The sequence below is a fragment of the Microlunatus sagamiharensis genome (assembly GCF_900105785.1).
Taxonomy (GTDB): domain Bacteria; phylum Actinomycetota; class Actinomycetes; order Propionibacteriales; family Propionibacteriaceae; genus Microlunatus; species Microlunatus sagamiharensis.
This window is the reverse complement of the sequence record NZ_LT629799.1, coordinates 3,275,970-3,299,006: the sequence shown is the minus strand read 5'-3', so window position 1 is coordinate 3,299,006 and position 23,037 is coordinate 3,275,970. Positions and strand designations below refer to the sequence as shown.

Genomic DNA, 23,037 nt, shown 5'->3' with positions numbered 1-23,037 from the left:
TTCGGGTGCCTGGCTGTACCAGCTGGCCGACGACGGCCTGGAGCTCGGGGTCGTCGAGCAGGTATGGCGCTTCGGTTGGCAGGTGAGGTCGAGCTAGCGTCCGCTGCATGAGGCGCGACTTCATCTCGGCCCTTGCTGTGCGGCGCAGCGACCTGCGGCCGCTCACCGCCGCCGAGCGCGAGCTGCACCGGCAGGACGTCGAGCTGACCGAGACGTGGCACCGTCAGGGCGACCGGGGACCTCGCCCGAACGCCCGGGTGCACGTGGTCGGCGACGACGCGGTTGCCGGTGACGCCCACGGGGTCCATGAGGACCGGACCTGGTGCGGCATTCCCGTTGCCGACGTGGCCGTTATCCGCTCTCCCTTCCGCCCCCAGCGAGACTTCGCCTGCACGGTGTGCGCCCGTCGCTTCCTCGCCCACGTCGAGGAGCACGGGCTGGTCTGGGACTGAGGGCACGGGCTCTGTACGGGCGCAGGAGGAGGCCCGAGCCCAGCCCTCGACGCGGTGTCGTCCGGCGGCGGTGTGCCGGTGCGGGCTGGTGGACCTGCTCCGCGCTTTCGTGCCGTGGCGGAGCCGGCTCGTCAGGTCGGTCCGCCTGCCGCACCGACCGCCGCGGCGACTTCGGGCGGAAGCGGGTAGGGACGCTCGACCCGGGGGTCGGTGCGCTCGCGGGCGGGCAGGTCGCGCAGCCGCTCCACGCGCGGGGTGACGTCCTCAATGCTGACGGTCCAGCGGTCCACGTAGTCCGGCACCACCGCTGCTCCGAGTCCGACCTGCAACGAGCGCCAGGGCAGCGGCTCGAGCGCGGTCGCGCTCCGGGTCCCACTGGATGCGCACCGGCGAGGAGGCCAGCCGTCGCTGCCAGGTCTCGCGGTCGGGGTGGAGGGCGGCGTCGAAGTGGCCGAGGCACGACTGGCGAAGGGCGTCCTCGAACCCGGAGCGGGTGATGCGGACCGCGAGGACGCGCTCCTGGCCCGGCTTCGTCGCCCAGCCGCAGCGGTACATCATCCAGAGGAACGACGGCTTGATCCACGTCATGCGCGTCAGGCTGAAGGGCGCCACGAAGCGTTGCGCGGACACCGCCGGTTCGGCGATCTCGCGAGGGTAGGCCTGGTAGACGACGACGGTCTCGTCGTCGAAGTCCGCGCGGACCTGCCGGAACGGGGTCGTCACCTACGCCGCCAGTCAGGCCGACTTCGACGGGCTCACGGCCTGGAGCAGGTCCACGGAACCGCTGGAGATCACGTACCCCCGGCCGGGGGTGATCTCGACCGGCGCCCGGCGGGGAAGGGTGACCCCGAGCAGCTCGCCGTCGTAGTCGAGGTTGGGCTGCAGGAGCACCCCGCAGCGGGCCTTGCGGACGGTCTTGGTCCAGTGCGAGTACATGGTGCGCAGGTCGTCGGAACGTCCCGCCGCGACGACGAGCAGGTCGGTCGTCCGGGCCGACAGCAGGCCGGCGAAGGCCTGGTCGTTGTCCGCGAACTGCTCGGCGTCGTCGACCAGCAGCACCAGCTTGCCGGTCTGCACCCGCGCGGCGGCGAGCAGCGCCGAGGCCTCCTCCTCGCCGACGGCGCAGCGCGTCAGGCCGGCCTGGGCGATCGGCGAACGACGTCCGCAGACGCCCCAGACCTCGACGCCCTGGGACGAGACGAGCTCCTCCACCGCGAGCAGCAGGGTCGACTTCCCCGAGCGGGCCGGCCCGCAGAACATCACGTGCTCGCCCTCGTAGACCTCGAGCTCGGCGATGCCGAGGTCGGACTCGCGGATGCCGACGGGCAGGCGCCAGGGCTCGACCTCGAGCTGCGCGGGCACGCCGAGCTCGTCGATCGTGACCGACGTGGGCAGCTGGCCGACCACGGGAGCCTTGGGGGTGACGTCGCCCCACCGCTTCGTGATCGTCGCGACCGTCTCCTGCAGCGTGCCGTCCGGTGTGGCCACGTGGGCGTGCAGCTTGGTCTCGGCCAGGACGCAGCGCCCCGGGACCGGCGGCGGCGCGAGCTTGGTCGGCACGCCGGAGATGCTGTAGTCGTACGGGTCGGCGAGACGGAACAGCCACCGCTGCGTCGCGACCTCCTCGACCGCGCTGGGCACGGCCTTGGAGCGCGAGGTGGTGATCGCGGTCCACATCTGCACGTCGGGACCGTCGGAGAAGACGCGGTAGAGCCCGTCGAGCAGCCGCAGGCCCTCGAAGTCGTCGTACTCGTCCTTCAGCACGCCGAGCCCGTCGATGAGGATGACCATCTTGCGGTGCGGGCCGGGCGCCGCGCGGCGGCGGTCGAGCTCGGTGCGGATGAACTTGAGGAAGCGCACCTGCTGCTCCCGCGTCCCCGAACCGGCACCGACGTACGCCGCCGTGTGCGGCAGGTCGCCGAGCGGGGCGAGCTCGCGGGTGCCGAGGTCGAGCACCAGCAGGTCTAGGTCGTCGGGCGACCAGGCGTCCGCCATCGTCAGGGCGATCGTCGACAGGGTGGTGGTCGTGCCGCTGCCGGGGATGCCGAGGACGAGCAGGTTGCCGCGGTCGAGGTCCCAGCCGACCGGCAGCTGCAGCTGGCGGCGCGGGTCGTCGGCGACGGCGAACTGCACGAGCGAACCGCGAACGGCGCCGACGCCGGGCATCCCCGCCGGTGCCTCCTCGCCCGCGACGGTGAGGGCGACCCGCTCTCCGAGGGCCTCGGGCCAGACCGGTCGGGGTGGCGCGAAGCCTAGCTCGGCGTTGGCCTCCACGATCGCGTCGATGAGCAGGTCGAGGTCGGTCGCGTCGTCCTCGCGGGTGGTCGTGCCGCTGTCGCGCTGGACGTCCTGGCCGAAGTGCACCGGGTGCAGGTCGACGAGCTGCGACATCTGCGCCTCCGCGCGCCCGGTGACCAGCGCGGTCTGCACCGGCGAGATGTCGTCCTGGCCGAGCTTGACGTAGGCGCGGCCCCACTGCGTACGCCCGATCGCGGCTGCGGCCGGCACGCCGATGACGTTGTTGGAGTCGTCGCGGCTCTGCACGCGCAGCGCCACCCGGAGGTTGGTGTTGGCGAGGATGTCCTCGTTGACCACGCCGGCCGGGCGCTGGGTCGCCAGGATCATGTGGACGCCGAGGGTGCGACCGACCGCGGCGACGCTGACCAGCGACTTGAGCACGTCGGGGTAGTCCTTGGCCAGCATGGCGAACTCGTCGATGACGAGCAGCAGCCGCGGCATCGGCACCTCGGGGTTGGTCGCCAGGTAGGCGTCGAGGTTGTCGACGCCCTCGCCGGCCTGGGCGAAGACCTCCTGGCGGTAGCGCAGCTCCGCCTCCAGCGCGGTCAGCGCGCGGTCAGCCAGCTGCTCGTCGAGGTTGCTGACCGTGCCGATGGTGTGCGGGAGGCGCTCGCAGGTCTTGAACGCCGCGCCGCCCTTGAAGTCGATGAGGATGAAGGTCAGCCGCGTCGGGTCGTTGCGCGCGGCGAGCCCGGCGACCATCGAGCGCAGGAACTCGCTCTTGCCCGACCCGGTCGTCCCGCCGACCAGGCCGTGGGGCCCGTCGCGGACCAGGTCGATGCCGAACACGCCGTCCTCGCCCACGCCGAGCGGGGTGTCGATGCGGGTCGAGGAGGACCAGCTGCGCCGGATGGCCGTGGCGTTGACCTCGTCGATGCCGAGCAGCGGCGGCAGCCGGACCAGCCCCGGCAGCGAGGCCCCGGGGATCGACAGCTCCGGGTCGTCGAACCGCGCCAGGTCGGCGGCGCAGGACCGCGCGGTGTCGACGGAGACGCCGGCCAGGACGACGTCTTCGATGCGGACGCGGTCGAGCGGGCGAGCGACGGTGCCGTTGGCGTCGCGCCCCACCTCGACGACCGTCGTGCACGCCGCCGGGAGCTGCTCCACGGTGGCGGCGATGACGATGCCCGACACCTGGGTCTGCGGCTTGTCGGCGACGAACGCCCGGTCGAGCGGCCGGCCGTGGCCCAGCAGCCAGCGCGCCGGTGCGTCGCGGCCCTCGGTGAGGACGTCGGAGTCGAGCACCAGCAGGACGGCCGGGGTCGGGAAGGACTCGATCCCGTCGCGCACGGCGCGCAGCATCGACTCGCTGCGGGCACGCTCGGTGGAGAGCCACTGCCCCCCGGAAGCGTCGCCGAGCCGGCGCACGTGGGGGAGCCACCCGGTCCAGGTCCACTCCTCCTCGCGCCCGGGGTCGCAGAAGACGCCGACGGTGAGGTCGGCGGGGCCGCAGTGGGTGACGGCCTGGCACAGCAGGCTGCGGGCGACGGCGAGCGCGTCCGCCCGCTCGCCCACGATGCCGACGACCCCGGCGTCGGTGAGCTCGACGTCGACCGGTGCCGCCGGGAGCACGGCGTCCTCGACGACCTGCTTGACGTCGTCGCCGGACCGCTTGACGTTGGCCGGGTCGACGGGCGGCTTCCAGCCGACGTTGCCGACGCCGGCGTGCAGGGTGAGGAAGTCGCTCGCCCCGGCGCGACGCTGCCACAGCATCGTCGTGGGCAGCGCGGCGCGGCGCAGCGTACGGGCGGGGTCGGGGGCGAGCTCGCGGCGGCGGGCGCGCTCGACGGCGGCCGCCTGGGCCAGGTCGTCCTTGAACTCGTCGAAGGCCTTGGCGAACGTGCTGTCGTTGTCCTGGATGTCCTTCTTGCGGCGACGCTTCTGCTCGACCGTCGTGCCCAGGACGAGCACCGGGCTGAGCAGCGCCAGCATGGCGAAGGCCGGGTTGCGCATGACGGCGACCATCACCCCGGCCATCAGCAGCGGCGCGACGATCGTCGCGATGCCGAAGCGGGCGGGCGGCGGCTCGGGCTTGCGGGTCGGCGGCTCGAACGCGGTGGGCTCGGGCGGCAGGCCCGGGCGCGGCGGACGGTTGAAGGGCACGGTCGCCGCGTGCGTGAGGTTGTGCAGGGTGCCCGGCGCGGGGGCGAGGGCCTCGTCCGCGCCGCGCCACACGGTCACCGCGGCGCCGCCGACCACCACGACGTCGCCGTCGTCGAGGGTGGCCCCGTCCTCGCCGACCTTCTCCCCGTCCACGAAGGTGCCGTTCGTCGACCCGGCGTCCCGCACCCGCAGGACCTCGCCGTCGACCTCGATGGTGGCGTGGCTCCAGGAGGCGCTGGGCGAGTCGACGGTGATGTCGGCCTGCGGCGACCGGCCCACGAGCAGGGGTCGTCCCACCGGGACCGGCACCGTCCACCCGGCCTCGAGGCCGGCCGACAGCGACGCGGCCCAGCCGGTGACGGGCCCGGCCTCCTCGGCGGGCGAGCGGCCGATCCGGCTGCCCTCGATGAGCGCGACGTCGCGGACCAGGTCGCCGGCCTCGTGGCGGCGGGCGTCCACCCAGAGCGGCACGTCCGTGGGCACGGGTACGCCGCAGGCGTGCTCGACGAGGTCGGCCAGCGTGGCCGCGTCGGCCGCCTGGGCGAGCTCGACCTCGCGGCGGGTGCCGTCGACCTCGATCACCAGGTGCACGGGGTCTGCTCCTCGCTCGTCGCTGGTCCCACCGTAGAGAGTCTGCGGGTCTCGTGTGACGGATACCGCGGGTGCCGGTTCAGGGGCGGGTGCTCTCGAACCAGTAGAGCGCCGGTGCGTCCGACGCGGGCCGGACCCCCGGGGAGACGCTCGTCGCCGCGAGGGTGACCACGGACCCGTCCGCGGTCGCCACCGTGCTGCCGAAGTCGAGCGGGGGACCGGCGAGACCGTCCCCGACGCCCAGGCGCAGGCCCGGGACAGCCGCGGCGACCTTGGCGGGGTCGGCGCTGCCGGCGACCGCGGCGGCGCGGACCAGGGCGACGACGGCGTCGTGGCTGGAGACGTCGGCGGCGCCGGCCACCTCGGCGAACGGCCGGTCGCCGAACAGGTCCTTGGCGCCGGGGTCGCCGGCCGTCAGCTGCAGGGCGGAGAAGTACGCCGCCAGCGCCCGCCCGGCCTCGTTGGACTCGAGCGCCGTCGCGTCCCCGTCGTCCAGGCCGACGGAGATCAGCGGCGCCGAGAGCGAGCCCCCAGCCTGCACCAGCGCGTCGGCGAAGCCGGGGCTCAGCGCGGAGCCGGTGAGCAGCACCGGGACGTCGATCCCGCTGCCCTGCAGCGCGGCCACCACGGGGGCCTGCAGCTCGGGAGGACCGGACACGACCACGCTGTCGACGGCGGTGTCGAGCTGCCGCTGCCGTCGGGCCAGCCGCTGCGCGAGCGCGGCGGCGTCGTCGCCCGCGGCGTACGTCTCGATCTCGCGCGGCGCCAGGCCGGTGACCTGGCCGCCGCCCGCGTCGACGAGCAGGGGCGCGTCGAGCCGCCGCTGGGCGAGCGTCTCGACCAGGCGGGCGTCGCTGGCCCTGCGGCCGGGTCCCGTCGACCAGGCCCGGCCCTCCGCGCCGCCGGCGCCCTGGTCGTAGGGCAGCAGGACAGGGATCGAGTCGGCCGCGGCCTCGGCCAGCCCCGCGGCGACGTGCGGTCCGTCGGTCGCGACCACGATCCCGGCGACGTCGCGCCCGGCGAGCTGCTTGACCGCGGCGGTCGCCCCGTCGCTCGTGCCCTTGTCGTTGACCGGCACGAGGGTCACGTCCGTGCCCCGAGCGCGAAGCGCCGGGCCGCGACGACGGCGCCCTGCGCGGCGTCACGCCACTCCGCGCCCTCGCCGGGTGCGCCGGTCAGCGTCAGCTGGACGCCGATGGTCAGCCGTCCGGGGACGTCGGCGCGCAGCTCAACCGGCACCGGCTGCGCCAGCCCGGTCGGCGGGGTGCTCACGCTGCACCCCGCGCCCACCGTCAGAACGAGCCCGCCGGCGACCGCGAGGGCGACCCTGCCCGCGCGTGCGGTCAACGGTCTCCACCCAGGTGGAAGAGGTAGACGGTGCGGTGCTGGACGTTCGAGGGCAGCTCGGTGGCGAAGGCGGGCAGCTCGGCCTGGCGCTGCAGGGCGGCCTCGGCCTGCGCCTGCCGCAGGAGGATGCCGTCGACCTCCTGGCTGCGGACCGAGGAGTACGAGCTCACCGTGTCGGAGGCGAGCCCGAGCTGGTAGTCGGCGGAGTCCGCCGCGCGGGCGCTCTTGCCCAGGGTGCCCAGCAGGCCCTTGCCGGGCTGGTCGGGGTTGCCGAGGTCGAGCAGCACGTTGTTGAGGTCGGCCGTCAGCGTCGTCCGGGTGCTGTCGATGTCGCGGGTCGCGGAGCCGACGCTGCCGGCGATCGTCCGCAGGCCCGCCTCGGTCCGGCTGCTCAGCTCCTCCTCGCTCTCCCTCTCGGACGAGGCGAGCTCGCTCTGCTGCTGCTTGAGCGTGCGCGCGGTGCCGTCGCGGAGCTCGTCCGCGGCGGCGGCCAGGCCCTGGGAGGAGCTGGTGAAGGCCTTCTCGAGGTCCTCGTTCGACTGCACGCCCTGGGCGGCCACGTCCTTGATCTCCTGCTGCAGGTCGACGGCCTGCGCGGTGGAGGCCGCCGTCTTGGCGTCGGTGAGGGCGGCGGTCAGCGCGGACTGGGCGGCCGAGTAGCGGCCCTCGACGCCGGTGACGTGGTCGCTGAGCGAGGTGAGGTCCTCCGCGGTGTCGTCCGCCTCCTTGCGCGCGTCGTTGATGTCGCCCAGCACGTCGGCGAGCGTGGTCCGGTCGTCGGCCAGCGACGTGCGTGCCTCGTCCAGGCGGTCGACGACCGCCCCGAGGCTCGTACGCGAGGCCGCGAGCTCGGTCAGCAGGGTGCCGTCCGCGCTCGTCTGGTCGCGCAGCGTGCGCCAGGCGGTCTCCTGGGCGTCGAGGCGAGCCGCCATCGAGCGGCCGCCGGGCGGCGGAGTCGGCGCGGTGGCCGGGTCCGTCTCGTCGGCGCCCTCGCAGCGCGTCGCGGTCAGGTAGCCGCGCAGGGCGTTCACCTCGACCTGGGTGAGGCGCCCGGCCGTCCCCAAGGTGCAGAGCTGCGCGGCGAGCGCCGCGTTCTGCGTGCTCGTCGCGCCGAGCTCGGTGAGGTTCGTGGTGGCCGTGGTGTTGATCTGCTGCAGCGCCGTCGTCACCCGGCCGAGGGTCGCGTCCACCGTGGCCAGCGACGGCTGCCCGTCGGCCGGGGTGGTGTCGGTCGCCGCGGCCAGCGCCTGCTCGATAATGGCCAGCCGGGTGACGTCGACCCGGCCCTGCAGGGCCTTGCCCTCGTCGCTCGACGCCTCGTCGCCGAGCAGGCCGTCGACGAGTGCGGCCAGCCGGTTCGAGACCTGCTGGAGCTGGGCGGCCGAGCCGCCCGCGGTGCCCGGGTCGAGCACGGTCGCCGCGGCCTGCGCGCGGTCGACGGAGTCGTTGACCTGGTCGACCGCGTCGGTGAACTGCGTCTGCGCGCGCTGCAGGGAGCAGACGACGCTGGTGTCGGTGTCGGCGCAGTCGGCGGCGGTGCCGTCGGTGTTCACGGTCCCGATGGTCGAGGTGATCGAGCCCTGCAGCTCGGTCTTGCAGGCCTCGGTCGAGGCGGCGTACGCCTCCAGCTGCGCGGTGACCCGGAGCAGGTTGCCGTAGACGCCGTCGCCGCCGGAGGCCTTGACCGTCGTCGCGCAGCCGGTGCCCGAGGTCGAGACGCTCGGCGCGGGCGCCGAGGTGTCGCCGATCAGGTCCTGCAGCCCCGAGACCGTCTCCGACATCCGCTGCAGCGTCGCGGACTGGGTCGTCGTGAGCGAGCCCTTGAGGTCGTCACCCAGCGCGTCGATGTCCTCGCTGGAGGTCTTCAGCGAGGTGCTGATCGTCTTCGTGTCCTCGGTCAGCGACTGCACCGTCTTGGTGCCGAGCGTCTCGGAGGAGGCGTCGAGCGTCTTGCGGACGCCGGAGATGGTGCCGCTCGCGCGGCCGAGCACGTCGTTCACGTCCCCGATGAGCTTGATCGTGCGGGTCTCGAGGGCGAGCTCGGAGGAGTTCTTGGGGTTGAAGGCCGAGTCGATGAGAGCACCGACCGAGGGGTCGGTGACCAGGCCGGGCTGCACGCTGACGTCGAGGGTCGGGACGACGAGGTCCTTGGCGTCGAGCACGACGCGGAAAGTCGCCGTCGGGCTCAGCTGCGGCGGGGCGAGGATGCTCGCCCACTGCACCTGCGTGGTGCCGTCGGTCGAGCGGCTGAGCACGCCGTTGGTCGAGCCGGCGTCCTCGCCCGGGGCCGTCGTGGCGTCGGTCGACGCGGTGACGACGGTGGCGGGGTCGATGCCCGGGAGCGCGGCGGAGGCCACCACGGTGAGGGGGGCGCCGACCTGGGCCGTCGCGGTGCGCGACCGGCCGGCGGAGTCGTAGGTGATCTCCTGCGGCCGCACCGTCAGGTTCTGCACCGAGAGGTTGATCGAGACACGACCCGTGTAGCCCTCGAGGTCGTCCAGGTCGGTCCCCGAACCCTTGTCCGTCTGGTAGGAGGTCAGGATCCGGACCGGGAGCTGGTCGACGACCTTGGTCGGGTCGTACGTCGTGGAGTAGCTGTCGGCCTGCCCGCCGGAGGCGCGGGCGATCACCACGGTGTCGCCGACCCGGGTCAGCGAACCGTCACCCTGCATCGTCACGTCGACCGACTGCAGCACCCGGTCGCCGGCGGCCGGGGCCGCGACGTCGTCACGGGTCTTGGTGCCGGCCCACGGCTTCGTCACGAGCAGGGCGGCCAGCGCGAGCGCGAGCACCAGGGCGACGGCACCGAGCACGAGCGGACGCTTCTTGAGGAGGGCGGAACCGCCAGCCACGAGCACTTTCCTTCCGATGGACACGCCAGGTCCGTCCTCCACGAGGTCCAGGCGGGGGAATGGTAAGCAGCCCGGAGGTCACCGCACGAACGGAACGGGAGATATCCACAGGACCTTTTCCTGTTGGAGGTCCAGGTCGGCTCGCGGCGGCGGGACCTGCGGTGAGGGGACGTGCGGGGAGCCGCCCTCAGCGCTCCTCGTCCCAGACCTGACCGATCTGGGCGCGCACGGCGTCGATCAGCGCCATGGTCGCGATCGAGTCGGCGAGGGGGCGCACGGGCGTCTCCGTGTCCCCGGCGAGCACCCTGCGCGCGACCTCCGCGGCCTGGTGGGCGAGGGCGTCGTACGCGATGGCCGTCTCGTCGTAGTCCAGACGGGTGCCGTCGGTGAGCACCACCGAGAAGGGCCCGGGCCGGTAGAAGACGCCGGGCACCTCCAGCGAACCCTCCGACCCCGCGATGGTCAGGGCCACCGGGGTGTTGGCCAGGATCGAGGTGTGCACGACGGCACGGGCGCCGCCCTCGAAGCCCAGCAGCGCGCCGACCTGGCCGTTCACCCCGCTCGGCGCGTCGGTGCCGCGGGCGAGCACGTCGGTGGACGACCCGAGCACCCAGTGCGTGAGCGCGAGCGGATAGGTGCCCAGGTCGAGCAACGGCCCGCCGGCCAGGTCGTGGCGCTGGATGCGGTGGTCGGGCGCGAACCACTCCCCGTTGTCGGCGACCACGCTGCTGATGTCACCGAGCAGCCCGGAGTCGAGCACCTGGCGCACGACGTCGAACTTGGGCGTGAACAGCGACCAGAGCGCCTCCGCGCAGAAGAGCCCGCGGGCGGCGGCCGCGTCGGCGATCTCGCGGGCCTCGGCGGCGTTGAGCGCGATCGGCTTCTCGACCAGCACGTGCTTGCCGGCCTCGAGCGCGAGCAGCGCGTGCGGTCGGTGCCGGTTGTGCGGCGTCGCCACGTAGACGACGTCGACGTCCGGGTCGGCCACGAGCGACTCGTACGAGCCGTGCGCGTGCGTGAGGCCGAACCGCCCGGCGAACTCCCGTGCCGACGCCTCGGAACGGCTCCCGACGGCCACGACCTCCTGGACGGTGAGCCGCTGCAGCGCGGCGACGAAGCGCTCGGCGATCCAGCCGGTGCCGACGACGCCCCAGCGCAGCGCGGGCGCCTCCCGCGGGTCCGGCACCCGCGAGGCGGGCAGCGACGTGGCGGCGGTCGGGCTCACGCGACGCTGCCGACCGCGGGCACCTGGACCGGGGTCCAGGCTCCACCGGTGTGCATCGAGGTGATCACCGCGTCGGCGACGGCGCTCGCGACCAGCCCGTCGTGCGCGCTGGCCAGCGGCCCTGCGTCGCCCCCGCCGAGGCCGTCGACCCAGGCCTGCAGCTCGAGGCGGTAGGCGTCGGCGAAGCGCGGGCGCCAGTCGGCGCCGTACGCGTGGCCGTGGGCGAGGGCGGTGTCGACCTCGGTACGGGCGGGTTCGCGCAGGCTCGCGGTGCCGGACTCGCCGACGACCTCGCAGCGCACGTCGTAGCCGTAGCGGGCGTTGAGGAACATCTCGACGGTGGAGAGGACGCCGTCGGCGGTGCGCAGCAGGACCAGCTGCGGGTCGGCGAAGGCGGCGGCCAAGGTCTGGCGGGGGGCGTGCCAGCTCACCTCGGTGACGGGGGAGCCGAGCAGCCACGCGACGATGTCGAGGTCGTGGACGGCGGAGTTCGTCACCGCGGACTCCGACGTCGCGCCCGGGGCCGAGGAGACGCCGCGCCCGGTGCTGTGGACGAGGACGGGCGCGCCGACGGTGCCCGCCGCCAGCGTCGCGCGGAGGTCGGTGTAGCCGGGGTCGAAGCGGCGCATGAAGCCGAGCGAGACCAGCGAGGCGCGCTCGCCGAGGTCGTCGAGCAGCGCGGCGGAGTCGGCCAGGGTGGGCGAGAGGGGCTTCTCGCAGAGCACCGGCTTGCCGGCCTCGACGCACGCGCGGACCAGCGCCGGGTGGGTGGCGTCGGGCGAGGCGACCACGACGGCGTCGACCTCGTCGGAGGCGACCAGACCGAAGGGGTCGTCGACCGCGCGTGCCCCGACCGCCTGCGCCGCGGCGCCCGCCCGCTGCAGGTCGGGGTCGGCGAGCAGCGACACCTCCGCGCCCGACACGAACCGCTGCACCGTGAGCGCGTGGTCCGCGCCCATGATCCCCGCCCCGACGATCCCCACCCGTACGACCACGTCACCGCTCCTTCGCGTCCCGACCTGCTCCGGCCACCTCGGCCTATTTGTCACGACAAACCGTAGCGGCGCGTCCGCGGGCAGGAGCGGCGGGGCCGACGCGTGCCGCCGGACGGCCGCGCGGCCCGCGTACGGGCGGTGACGGCGGTGTGACGGGCGGCGTGACGATCGTGGAACGGCCCGGCGCGGGCGGCCCCGGGTCCTTGTTTGTCGCCGATCAGGGGTGGGAACATCACGACGTGACCCTCGAGGCTCAGACCATCGCCTACCCCGCCATCGGCGCTCGTGCGACCCGCAACGGGATGGAGGCGATCTCGCCGCACGTCATCGTGCTCTTCGGCGCGACCGGCGACCTGGCCCGCCGCAAGCTGCTGCCGGGCCTGGCCCACCTCGCCCTCTCCGCGCTGGCGCCCGACATCCAGGTCATCGGCACCTCGCTCGAGGACTTCGACGAGGACCAGTTCCGCGCCTTCGCCAAGCAGGCGGTCAACGAGTTCACCCACCACCCGCTGACCGCGGAGCAGTGGGAGCAGTTCAAGCAGCGCCTGACCTACGTGCCCCAGAGCCAGGGTCCCGACGGCCTGCGCGAGGCGGTCAAGCTCGCCGAGGAGAAGCTCGGCGGGGAGGTGGGCCGCCTGCACTACCTGAGCGTCCCGCCCGTGGCCGCGCCCGCCGTCATCCAGACCCTGCGCGACGCCAACCTCGTGGAGCGCTCGCGGGTGGTCATGGAGAAGCCGTTCGGCACCGACCTGCAGAGCGCGATCACGCTGAACGACCAGCTGCACGAGACGTTCCGCGAGCGCCAGATCTTCCGGATCGACCACTTCCTCGGCAAGGAGGCGGCCCAGAACATCCTGGCCTTCCGCTTCGCCAACGGCCTCTTCGAGCCGATCTGGAACCGCAACTTCATCGACCACATCCAGATCGACATCCCCGAGACCCTGGGCCTCGACCGCCGCGCCTCCTTCTACGAGGTGACGGGTGCGTACAAGGACATGGTCGTGACGCACCTCTTCCAGGTGCTGGCCTTCGTCGCGATGGAGCCGCCGACCGCGCTGGAGCCGCGGGCCATCAGCGAGGAGAAGAACAAGGTCTTCCGCTCGATGCTGCCGCTCGACCCCAACCAGGTCGTGCGCGGGCAGTACACCGGCTACCGCCAGGAGGACGGCGTCGCCCGCGACTCCGACACCGAGACCTTCATCGCGCTCAAGGCCGGCATCGACAACTGGCGCTGGGCCGGCGTCCCCTTCTACTGCCGCACCGGCAAGCGGCTCGCCGAGGGGCAGCGCATCATCTCGGTGGCGTTCAAGGAGGCCCCGAAGTCGATGTTCCCGCAGGGCTCCGGCGTCGGCGCGTCGGGCCCGGACCACCTCACCTTCGACCTGGCCGACGAGTCCAAGGTGTCGCTGTCCTTCTACGGCAAGCGGCCCGGCCCGGGCATGAAGCTCGACAAGCTGAGCATGCAGTTCTCCACCCAGGAGACCGACCAGGCCGGCGACGTCCTCGAGGCGTACGAGCGGCTGATCCTCGACGCTATGCGCGACGACCACACGCTCTTCACCACCGCCGAGGGCATCGAGTCGCTGTGGGAGCGGTCCGAGCCGCTGCTGCGGAACCCGCCACCGGTGAAGCCGTACGCCCCGGGCTCCTGGGGCCCCAACGCGATCCACCAGCTCATCGCCCCGCACGCCTGGCGTCTGCCCTTCGAGCGCGCCTGGCGGACGAAGAAGAGCTGAGGACGCGGGTCGCTGCTGAGATCGGCTCACTCGATCGCGGCTGACGCGAGCGGTCACGCTCGTCGAGGCCGCGGCACGTCATCGAGTGAGCCGATGTCAGCGCGGGCTCCCGCTCAGGCCACGCCGGCCCGCTCCAGCAGCGCCCGGCTCGAGGCAGCCACCTCCGCCGCGACGGCCTCGGGGTCGACCGTGGTCAGCGCGCCGCCGCTGACGACCGCCTCGCCGCCGACCAGCAGCAGCCGCAGCGGCGGCTGGCTGCCCAGCACCAGCGCGGCGACCGGGTCGGCCACGTCGACGTGGCCGAGGCCCGAGAGGTCCCAGACGGCCAGGTCGGCCTGGAACCCGACCGCCAGCTGACCGATCTCGGCCTCCCGGCCCAGCACCCGGGCGCCGCCGCGCGTGCCCAGGTCGAGGGCGTCGCGCACGCCGAGCGCCTGAGGCCCACCGAGGGCCCGGGCGAAGAGCACGGCGTGGCGCAGCTCCTCCCACATCGAGGCGGCCTCGTTCGAGGCGGCCCCGTCGACGCCGAGCCCGACGGGCACGCCTGCGTCCCCGAGGTCGCGCACCCGCGCGATCCCGGCGCCGAGCCGCGCGTTCGACGACGGGCAGTGGGCGGCCCCGGTCCCGGTCGCCGCCATCCGGGCGATCGAGGCGTCGTCGAGGTGGACGGCGTGCGCGTACCAGACGTCAGGCCCGAGCCAGCCGAGCGACTCCATGTACTCGACCGGGGTCGAGCCGAAGTGCTCGCGGCAGTAGTCCTGCTCGTCGAGCGTCTCGCACAGGTGGGTGTGGAGCCGTACGCCGCGCTCGCGGGCCAGCTCGGCCGACGCGCGGAGCAGGTCGGCGGTCACCGAGAAGGGCGAGCACGGCGCCAGGGCGATCCGCAGCATCGAGGCCGGCGAGGGGTCGTGGAAGCGGTCGACCGCCGACGCCGAGGCCTCGAGGATCGCGTCGATGTCCTCGACCACGTGGTCCGGGGGCAGCCCGCCCTGACTCTGGCCGAGGTCCATCGAACCGCGCGTGGGATGGAACCGCAGCCCGACCGTCCGCGCCGCCTCCACCTCGGCAGCGAGCAGGTCGCCGCCCGCACGCGGGAAGACGTAGTGGTGGTCGGTCGTGGTCGTGCACCCGGTCAGCGCGAGCGTGGCGAGCGCACCGGTGGCCGCCGTCCGGGTGGTGTCCTCGTCGAGGTGGCCCCACACCGGGTAGAGCGTGGTCAGCCACTCGAAGAGCGTCCCGTCGACGGCGAAGCCCCTGGTCACCCACTGATACAGGTGGTGGTGGGTGTTGACGAGCCCCGGAGTCACGAGGCAGCCGTGGGCGTTCAGCCGGGGCCCGGTCCACGACGCGTCGGCGGGTCCGTCGCCCACCGCGACGACGACGCCGTCGCGGACCACGACGTGCCCGTCGGCCCACTCGTGCCGCTGGTCGTCGGCGGTGTAGACGTGCGCGTGGTCGATGACGAGGCCCGGCTGCACCATCCGCGCACTCTGGCGCACCCCGCGGGCGGTCGGCAAGCAGGCCCGCTCCCCGTACGATGGGGACCGTGCCTGGTGGAGACGGCCTGCTGAACCACGACCTCGACCCTCAGGACCGCGGTCCTCAGGACGCCTGCGGCGTCTTCGGGGTCTGGGCTCCCCGGGAGGAGGTCGCCAAGCTCGCCTACTTCGGGCTCTACGCGCTGCAGCACCGCGGCCAGGAGTCCGCGGGCATCGCGGTGGTCAAGGGCAGCCAGACCATGGTCTTCAAGGACATGGGGCTGGTCAGCCAGGTCTTCAACGAGTCGACGCTCGAGTCGCTCGGCGGGGCGCACCTGGCCATCGGCCACTGCCGCTACTCCACGACCGGCGCGAGCGTCTGGCAGAACGCGCAGCCGACCTTCCGCAGCACCGCGACCGGCGGCCTCTCGCTCGGCCACAACGGCAACCTCACCAACACCCTCGAGCTGCAGTCGTGGCTCGCCGAGCGCGACACCGACGACTCGCTCGTCCCCGGTTCGCTGCTCCACGAGGCGACGACCGACACCGCGCTCATCACCGCGCTGATGGCGACCTTCCCGGGCTCCAGCACCGAGGAGGCCGCGATGCAGGTGCTCCCGCGGCTGCGCGGCGCCTTCTGCCTCGTCTTCATGGACGACCACACCCTCTACGCCGCCCGCGATCCCCAGGGCATCCGGCCGCTGGTGCTGGGCCGGCTGGAGTCAGGCTGGGTCGTCGCGAGCGAGACCGCGGCCCTCGACATCGTCGGCGCCTCCTTCGTCCGCGAGGTGGCACCCGGCGAGCTCATCAGCATCGACGAGAACGGGCTGCGCACCCGCAGCTTCGCCACGCCCGACCCCAAGGGCTGCCTCTTCGAGTACGTCTACCTCGCCCGGCCCGACACCCTGATCAACGGCAGCCGGCTGCACTCGGTCCGCGTCGAGGTCGGCCGGACGCTGGCTGGTGAGCACCCGGCCGAGGCCGACCTGGTCATCCCGGTGCCGGAGTCGGGCACGCCGGCCGCGATCGGCTACGCCGAGGCGTCGGGGATCCCGTACGGGCAGGGCCTGGTCAAGAACTCCTACGTCGGGCGCACCTTCATCCAGCCCAGCCAGACGATCCGCCAGCTCGGCATCCGGCTCAAGCTCAACCCGCTGCGCGACGTGATCGCCGGCAAGCGCCTGGTCGTCGTCGACGACTCGATCGTGCGCGGCAACACCCAGCGCGCCCTGGTGCGGATGCTCCGCGAGGCCGGCGCGGCCGAGGTGCACGTCCGCATCTCCTCTCCGCCGGTGAAGTGGCCGTGCTTCTACGGCATCGACTTCGCCTCGCGCGCCGAGCTGATCGCCACCGGGCTGACCGACGAGGAGATCTGCCGCTCGATCGGCGCCGACTCGCTCGGCTACGTCAGCCTCGACGGGCTGGTCGCGGCGACGAACCGCGGCAAGGACCAGCTCTGCCGGGCCTGCTTCGACGGGGTCTACCCGGTCGAGCTGCCGCTGGCCGAGCGGCTCGGCAAGAGCATCCTCGAGGACGGCGCCCGCCAGGAGGGCCGCACCGACGTGGACGGCCTCGAGACCGCCGTCGCGGGCGTGGGTGCCGCCGACGCGCTGAGCCGGCCGTGACGGGCCCCGCAGCGTCGCCGGGCGGGCCGAGCGCGTACGCGGCCGCCGGCGTCGACATCGAGGCCGGCGACCGGGCCGTCGAGCTGATGAAGGGCTGGGTCGCCAAGACCCGGCGCCCCGAGGTGATGAGCGGGCTCGGCGGGTTCGCCGGGCTCTTCGACGCCGCTCCGCTGGCACGGATGGCCCACCCGGTGCTCGCGACCTCGACCGACGGCGTCGGCACCAAGGTGGCGGTGGCCCAGGCGATGGGCGTGCACGACACCATCGGCTTCGACCTCGTCGGCATGGTCGTCGACGACCTCGTGGTCTGCGGGGCCGAGCCCCTCTTCATGACCGACTACGTCGCCTGCGGCCGGGTCGTCCCCGAGCGGATCGCGGCGATCGTCAAGGGCATCGCCGAGGCGTGCGCCGAGGCCGGCTGCGCGCTGCTCGGCGGCGAGACGGCCGAGCACCCGGGCCTGCTCGCCCCTGACGACTACGACGTGGCGGGGGCCGCGACCGGCGTCGTGGAGCGCGACCGCATCCTCGGCCCGGACCGCGTGCGGCCGGGCGACGTCGTGCTGGCGATGGAGTCGTCGGGCCTGCACTCCAACGGCTACTCGCTCGTGCGCCACGTGCTCCGCGAGGCCGGCTGGGGCTACGACCGCCACGTCGACGAGCTCGGGCGCACCGTCGGCGAGGAGCTGCTCGTGCCCACGCGCATCTACTCGCGCGACTGCCTGGCGCTGATCGACGCCGTCGAGGTGCACGCGATGAGCCACGTCACCGGTGGCGGTCTCGCGAACAACCTGGCGCGGGTCGTGCCGGACTCGTGCACGGTGACGATCGAGCGCTCGACGTGGTCCCCGGCCCCGGTCTTCGGGATGGTCCGCGACCTCGGCGGGGTGAGCGAGCCCGACCTCGAGGCCACGCTCAACCAGGGCGTCGGGATGGTCGCCGTGCTGCCGGAGGCGGGCGTGGCGGAGGCCGTCGAGGTGCTCGGACGCCGCGGGCTGCGGGCGTGGGTGTGCGGCTCCGTGGACGCCGCGAGCGGTCCCGACCAGGCCCGCGTACGCCTGGTCGGCGCGCACTCCTGAGGGTCGCGCGCCGCCCGGCGTGATCGAGGTTGCAGTCCCGCCGACGGGCGGTTGCTTTGCCTTGTCATGTCCATCGCGTAGTCTCTGCGGCACGACATTGACCAGATGGAGCCGCGGCCCAGCCGCCGGCTGACAAAGCGAGGGGGTCGACCCAATGGGGCGCGGCCGTGCAAAGGCGAAGCAGACCAAGGTCGCTCGCGAACTCAAGTACCGCTCCTTCGGCACCGACTTCGGGTCGCTCGCCGCTGAGCTCCGCCACGAAGGCTCTGAGGTGCCTCCGGCGTACGCGGACCTCGCGGAGGAGTCCCCGGACGCCGACGAGAGCGACGAGGACCGACCTCGCTCCTGGGACGAGGACGACGACGGCTACACGGAGCTCCGCAAGTCCGGCTGACCCAGCCTGACCTCGGGCCCGGCGACCTGGGCCACCGTTACCCTGGTCGCCATGAGCGAGAACCCTGCTCCCCGGCCTGACGACCCGTCCTCCTCGGAGGACGGCGTCCAGCACGCCCACGGCCAGCCGTACGACGTGCCGAGCGGCGCCCAGCAGTACGGGCAGCCGCCGTCGACCGGCTACCAGCCGCCTGCGGCGGACGGTCAGTCGGCGCCGGTGCAGGGACCCGGGCCGCAGCAGTACGGCCAGCCCGACCACGGTCAGGCGTCGTACGCCCAGGAGGGCTTTCCCGCACCCGGGACCGGCCGCGGCGGCTACCAGCCGCCCGAGCAGGCGTACGGGCAGCAGCCCTACGGCCAGCAGCCCTATCCCCCGCAGGGCGGGCAGCAGCCGTACGGGCAGCAGGCCTACGGGCAGCAGGGCTACGGGCAGGCGCCGTACGGCCAGCAGGGCTACGGCCAGCAGCAGCCGTGGGGCGGCCAGCCGCAGGGTTACGGGCAGCAGCCGGGGTACGGGCAGCCCTACTCCGGGCAGCCCTACCCCGGGCAGCAGCCGTACCCGGCCCAGCCGGGTCAGCCGCCAGCGCCAATGGCCGACAGCGACCAGCGGCTCTGGGCGACGCTGACCCACATCAGCATCCCGTTCTTCACCTTCGTCGGGCCGCTCGTGGCCTACCTGGTCCTCAAGGACCGCAGCCCGTTCCTCAAGGCCGCGACGACCGAGGCGCTGAACTTCTCGATCCTCTACAGCATCGTGTACGTCGTCGGCATCGTCCTGACGACCGTCTTCGTCGGCGCGTTCATCCTGCTCGTCGCCGGCGTCGGTGCCCTGGTCCTGTGCATCCTGGCCGCGGTGGCGTCGAACAAGGGCGAGGTCTACCGCTACCCGCTCAACTGGCGGCTGGTGAAGTAGCACCTCCGTGCCCTGGGACCCCGACCTGCTGGACGGCTACGTCTCGACCGAGATCGCGCTGCCCGACGCGGCGCGCTACCCGGGCGAGCCGGAGGACGTCGAGGTCGTCGCCACGCTCGTGCGACGCGACGCCCCGTCGCCCTCCCGCCGCGCCGTCCTCTACGTCCACGGCTGGAACGACTACTTCTTCCAGACCCACCTCGCCGACCACTGGGCCGGCCTGGGCTTCGACTTCTACGCCCTCGACCTGCGTCGCTACGGGCGCAGCGCCCGGGTGGGCCACCTGCGCGGCTTCACCACCGACCTGGGGGACTACGACGCCGAGCTGGACGCCGCGGCGGAGCTGATCCGCGCCGAGCACGACCAGCTCGTCGTCATGGGCCACTCCACCGGCGGCCTGGTGACGTCGCTGTGGGCGGCCCGGCGCCCGGGCGTGGTCGACGCGCTGGTCCTGAACTCGCCGTGGCTCGACCTGCAGGGCTCCGCCCTCGTGCGCGCGCTCGGCGCCCCGGTCATCGACGCGCTCGGCGCCCGCAACCCGTACGCGGTCCTGCGCGCCGCCGACCCGGGCCACTACGCGCGGACGCTCCACCGCACGCTCGAGGGGGAGTGGGACTACGACCTCGACATGAAGCTCTCGCCCGGCCCGCCGATCCGGGTCGGCTGGCTCCGTGCGGTCCTGCAGGGGCAGCGGCGCGTGGCCGCCGGGCTCGGCATCGAGGTCCCTGTGCTGACGCTCGCCTCGACCCGGACGAGCTTCGCCCGCCGCTGGAGCGAGGACCTCCGCGTCGTCGACACCGTCCTCGACGTCGAGCAGATCGCCGCCCGCGCGGTCCGCCTCGGCCGCAGCGTCACGGTCGTCCGCGTCGAGGACGGCATGCACGACCTGGTGCTCTCCGCCCCGGCGGTGCGTCAGCAGGTGCTGGAGGAGATGAGCCGGTTCGTGCACGGCTACGTGCCCGAGACAGCGGCCTGAGGCCGCGAGCGACATCTACCAACGAGCGGGCGCGCTTCGTCGGTTCCCGTGGGGCTGGTTAGATAGGCGGGTGACTGAGATGCCGCATGTCGTCGTGGTGGGTGCAGGTTTCGCCGGGCTGTCGGCGTCCAGCGAGCTGGCCAAGGAGGGGTTCCGGGTCACGCTCGTCGACCGGCACCCGTACAACACGTTCCAGCCGCTGCTCTACCAGGTGGCGACCGGAGGCCTCAACGCCGGTGACGTGACCTACTCGCTGCGCTACTTCGCCGCGCGCCACCATGGCGTGCGGTTCCGTCGCGGCTCGGTGACGGGCATCGACCACGCCGAGCAGCGCGTGGTCTGCGACGACGGCGTGACGATCGGCTACGACTACCTCGTCCTGGCCACGGGCATCACGACCAACCACTTCGGCATCCCGGGTGCCGCCGAGTTCACGATGTCGATGTACACGCGGGCCGAGGCCCTGCGGGTGCGCGACACGATCTTCGGCAGCATGGAGATCATCGCCGGCAAGTCGCACCCGAACACGGGTGGCTTCACGGTCCTCATCGCCGGTGGCGGCGCGACCGGCGTCGAGATGGCCGGGCAGCTGGCCGAGCTCAAGCAGGAGGCCCTGCCCAAGACCTACCCCGAGCTCAACCCGGCCCAGGTGCACGTGGTCCTCGTGGAGATGGCGCCCTTCGTGCTCGCGCCCTTCGACGACTCGCTGCGCAAGTACGCCCTCGAGGAGCTCATCAAGCGCGGGGTCGACGTCAAGCTCAACACGGCGATCTCGGAGGTCCACGCCGACAAGGTGGACTTCAAGGACGGCTCGTCCATGCCGGTCGACCTGGTCATCTGGGCCGCGGGCGTCTCGGGCAACCCGATCCTGCGCGAGTGGGGCATCCCGATCGGCCGCGGTGGCCGCATCGAGGTCAACTCGGACCTGCGCGTGATGGGCGAGGAGCGCATCTTCGCCGCCGGGGACGCGAGCCTCACCGTCGACAACCCGCTGCCGCAGCTCGCGCAGCCGGCGATCCAGGGCGGCCACTTCGTCGCCCGCCAGATCGCCCGCCTGCACCGCGGTGTGCCGACGGAGAAGTTCGAGTACCACAACAAGGGCACCATGGCGACGATCGGTCGCGGCGACGCCGTGCTGCAGACGCCGTTCGGCCTCAAGCTCAAGGGCGTGCTGGCCTGGCTCGGCTGGATCGGCCTGCACATCGTCTACATCCTCGGTGGCCGCAACCGCGTCCAGACCCTGCTCAGCCTCACCTCGCGCTACCTGCTGCCGCGCCGCAGCAACGCCATCGTGGGTGACGTGATGGAGACGCCGAAGCTCCGCGCCGGCAGCCGGGGCTGACCGAAGGACTCACGGTCCCGGCCGCCGCGGGCGGTCGGGACTGGTGGCGCTCCGCCGTCGTCTACCAGGTCTACCCGCGTTCCTTCGCCGACTCCGACGGTGACGGGCTCGGCGACCTGCGCGGCGTCACGGCGCACCTGGACGACCTGGCCGACCTCGGGGTCGACGCCGTCTGGCTGACCCCGTTCTTCCCGTCGCCGCAGGTCGACGCCGGCTACGACATCTCCGACTACCGCGGGGTCGACCCGCTCTTCGGGACGCTCCTCGACGTCGACGCCCTGCTCGAGCGGGCGCACGCCCTCGGGCTGCGGGTGCTGCTCGACGTGGTGCCCAACCACACGTCGTCGGCCCACCCGTGGTTCGCCGCGGCGCTGGCCGCCGGTCCGGGTTCGCCGGAGCGCGCGCGGTACCACTTCCGCGACGAGCCGACCGACTGGCTCTCGGTCTTCGGCGGGAGCGCGTGGACCCAGGTCGAGGACGGCCAGTGGTACCTGCACCTGTTCGACTCCTCCCAGCCCGACCTGAACTGGTCCTCGCCCGAGGTCGTGGCCGAGTTCGACGACGTCCTGCGCTTCTGGTTCGACCGCGGCGTCGACGGCTTCCGCATCGACGTCGGGCACGGCCTGGTCAAGGATCCCCGCTTCCCGTCCTTCCCCGCCTCGCCGCTGGCCTCGGGCGCCAAGGCCCAGGCGCCGTACTGGGACCAGGAGGGCGTCCACGACCTGCACCGGCACTGGCGCGCCCTGGCCGACGAGTACGCGACGACGGGCGAGCGGCGGCCGCGGATGCTCTGCGGCGAGGTCAACGTGCCGGTCCCGCGGGCGGTGCGCTACGTCCGCCCCGACGAGCTGCACCAGGTCTTCAACTGGCCCTACCTCGTCGCGCCGTGGGACGGGCCGGCGCTGCGTGCCGTGATCGAGGAGACCCTCGTCGCGTACGGCGAGGTGGGCGCCGCGTCCACCTGGGTGCTCGGCAACCACGACTCGCTGCGCGTGGCGACCCGGCTGGGCTTCCCGCCCGGCGAGGCCCCGCGGCGGGTCGGACCGCGCACGGCGCAGCCCGACGCCGAGGCAGGCCTGCGGCGGGCCCGGGCGGCCGCGCTGCTGATGCTCGCGCTGCCGGGCTCGGCGTACGTCTACCAGGGCGAGGAGCTCGGCCTGCCCGAGCACGTGGACCTGGCCGACGCCGACCGGCAGGATCCGGCGTTCGCGCGGACGGGCGGGGTCGACCTGGGCCGGGACGGCTGCCGCATACCCATGCCGTGGGTGGCCGACGAGCCCCACCTGGGCTTCGGCGCGGGTCGGCCGTGGCTGCCGCAGCCCGAGTCGTACGCACCCCTGGCGCGTGATCGCCAGCGGCAGGACCCGGGCTCCGTGCTCGCGCTCTACACCGACGCGCTGCGGCTGCGCCGTGCGCTGGAGCTGGGGGCGGGGGAGCTGACCTGGCGCTCGGCGCCCGGCGACGCCGTGCTGGCCTTCGAGTCCGCGGGGGTCTCGGTCACGGCGAACGCGTCCACGCAGATGGTCGCGCTGCCGGCCGGGGCCGAGGTGCTGCTGAGCAGCGACCCCGGCGCGGGCCGGGCCGTGCCGCCCGGCACCACCGTGTGGTGGCGCCGAGCGGCGGACGGCTGACCCG

16 protein-coding genes and 1 pseudogene are annotated in these 23,037 nt (G+C 73.5%); 9 read left to right on the top strand and 8 right to left on the bottom strand.

Features of this window, described 5'->3' with window-relative positions:
- Positions 1 to 107 precede the first annotated feature (107 nt).
- Positions 108 to 452: a hypothetical protein gene (locus tag BLU42_RS15225; RefSeq protein ID WP_091076061.1), complete on the top strand. Its 345-nt coding sequence runs from the start codon at positions 108 to 110 to the stop codon at positions 450 to 452.
- Positions 453 to 583: 131 nt separating this feature from the next.
- Here BLU42_RS15225 and BLU42_RS15220 read toward each other — a convergent pair.
- The 7 genes and pseudogenes from BLU42_RS15220 to BLU42_RS15190 all read right to left on the bottom strand — a co-directional run bounded on the left by BLU42_RS15220 (position 584) and on the right by BLU42_RS15190 (position 11,863).
- A pseudogene (locus BLU42_RS15220) lies at positions 584 to 1,175 on the bottom strand (DUF4291 domain-containing protein).
- Between the two features lie 12 nt (positions 1,176 to 1,187).
- Positions 1,188 to 5,444: an FtsK/SpoIIIE domain-containing protein gene (locus BLU42_RS15215; RefSeq protein WP_091076060.1), complete on the bottom strand. Its 4,257-nt coding sequence runs from the start codon at positions 5,442 to 5,444 to the stop codon at positions 1,188 to 1,190.
- A 79-nt stretch (positions 5,445 to 5,523) separates the two neighbouring features.
- Positions 5,524 to 6,531, bottom strand: a complete 1,008-nt coding sequence (locus tag BLU42_RS15210; protein ID WP_091076057.1) for a hypothetical protein — start codon at positions 6,529 to 6,531, stop codon at positions 5,524 to 5,526.
- Complete coding sequence (locus BLU42_RS15205) at positions 6,528 to 6,716, bottom strand: hypothetical protein (RefSeq protein ID WP_157719995.1); 189 nt, start codon at positions 6,714 to 6,716, stop codon at positions 6,528 to 6,530. The genes BLU42_RS15210 and BLU42_RS15205 overlap by 4 nt, the downstream gene beginning before the upstream one ends.
- 71 nt (positions 6,717 to 6,787) lie before the next feature.
- Positions 6,788 to 9,643, bottom strand: coding sequence for a hypothetical protein (locus tag BLU42_RS15200; RefSeq protein WP_157719994.1), 2,856 nt, complete (start codon positions 9,641 to 9,643; stop codon positions 6,788 to 6,790).
- A gap of 187 nt (positions 9,644 to 9,830) precedes the next feature.
- The gene (locus tag BLU42_RS15195) at positions 9,831 to 10,868 is read right to left on the bottom strand and encodes a Gfo/Idh/MocA family protein (protein ID WP_091076045.1); all 1,038 of its coding nucleotides are present in this window, start codon (positions 10,866 to 10,868) and stop codon (positions 9,831 to 9,833) included.
- Positions 10,865 to 11,863, bottom strand: a complete 999-nt coding sequence (locus BLU42_RS15190) for a Gfo/Idh/MocA family oxidoreductase (protein WP_091076041.1) — start codon at positions 11,861 to 11,863, stop codon at positions 10,865 to 10,867. The genes BLU42_RS15195 and BLU42_RS15190 overlap by 4 nt, the downstream gene beginning before the upstream one ends.
- Positions 11,864 to 12,165: 302 nt before the next feature.
- Between BLU42_RS15190 and zwf the strand changes: the two genes are divergently transcribed.
- Entirely contained in the window at positions 12,166 to 13,599 is a 1,434-nt protein-coding gene (zwf, locus tag BLU42_RS15185) for a glucose-6-phosphate dehydrogenase (RefSeq protein WP_172825883.1), read from the top strand.
- A 113-nt stretch (positions 13,600 to 13,712) separates the two neighbouring features.
- Here the strand turns inward: zwf and BLU42_RS15180 are convergent, their stop codons facing one another.
- A complete protein-coding gene (locus tag BLU42_RS15180; RefSeq protein ID WP_091076037.1) occupies positions 13,713 to 15,080 on the bottom strand; it encodes an 8-oxoguanine deaminase in 1,368 nt (455 codons plus the stop codon).
- Positions 15,081 to 15,145: 65 nt separating this feature from the next.
- Here BLU42_RS15180 and purF point away from each other — a divergent pair, with 65 nt between their 5' ends.
- The 7 genes from purF (at position 15,146) to BLU42_RS15145 (ending at position 23,033) form a co-directional block, all read left to right on the top strand.
- A complete protein-coding gene (gene purF, locus BLU42_RS15175) occupies positions 15,146 to 16,702 on the top strand; it encodes an amidophosphoribosyltransferase (protein ID WP_091080683.1) in 1,557 nt (518 codons plus the stop codon).
- Positions 16,699 to 17,778: a phosphoribosylformylglycinamidine cyclo-ligase gene (gene purM, locus BLU42_RS15170; protein WP_091076033.1), complete on the top strand. Its 1,080-nt coding sequence runs from the start codon at positions 16,699 to 16,701 to the stop codon at positions 17,776 to 17,778. Before purF ends, purM begins: the two co-directional genes overlap by 4 nt.
- Before the next feature lie 154 nt (positions 17,779 to 17,932).
- Positions 17,933 to 18,172 carry a DUF3073 domain-containing protein gene (locus BLU42_RS15165; RefSeq protein ID WP_091076030.1) on the top strand — a complete coding sequence of 80 codons (240 nt, stop codon included), beginning with the start codon at positions 17,933 to 17,935 and terminating at the stop codon, positions 18,170 to 18,172.
- Positions 18,173 to 18,223: 51 nt separating this feature from the next.
- Positions 18,224 to 19,084, top strand: a complete 861-nt coding sequence (locus BLU42_RS21170; RefSeq protein ID WP_197680458.1) for a DUF4870 domain-containing protein — start codon at positions 18,224 to 18,226, stop codon at positions 19,082 to 19,084.
- A 7-nt stretch (positions 19,085 to 19,091) separates the two neighbouring features.
- Positions 19,092 to 20,060, top strand: coding sequence for an alpha/beta hydrolase (locus tag BLU42_RS15155; RefSeq protein WP_091076026.1), 969 nt, complete (start codon positions 19,092 to 19,094; stop codon positions 20,058 to 20,060).
- A gap of 79 nt (positions 20,061 to 20,139) precedes the next feature.
- Positions 20,140 to 21,402 (top strand): NAD(P)/FAD-dependent oxidoreductase, encoded by a 1,263-nt coding sequence (locus tag BLU42_RS15150; RefSeq protein ID WP_231918607.1) that lies wholly within the window; start codon positions 20,140 to 20,142, stop codon positions 21,400 to 21,402.
- Positions 21,399 to 23,033 (top strand): glycoside hydrolase family 13 protein, encoded by a 1,635-nt coding sequence (locus tag BLU42_RS15145; RefSeq protein WP_091076018.1) that lies wholly within the window; start codon positions 21,399 to 21,401, stop codon positions 23,031 to 23,033. The genes BLU42_RS15150 and BLU42_RS15145 overlap by 4 nt, the downstream gene beginning before the upstream one ends.
- Positions 23,034 to 23,037: the final 4 nt, after the last annotated feature.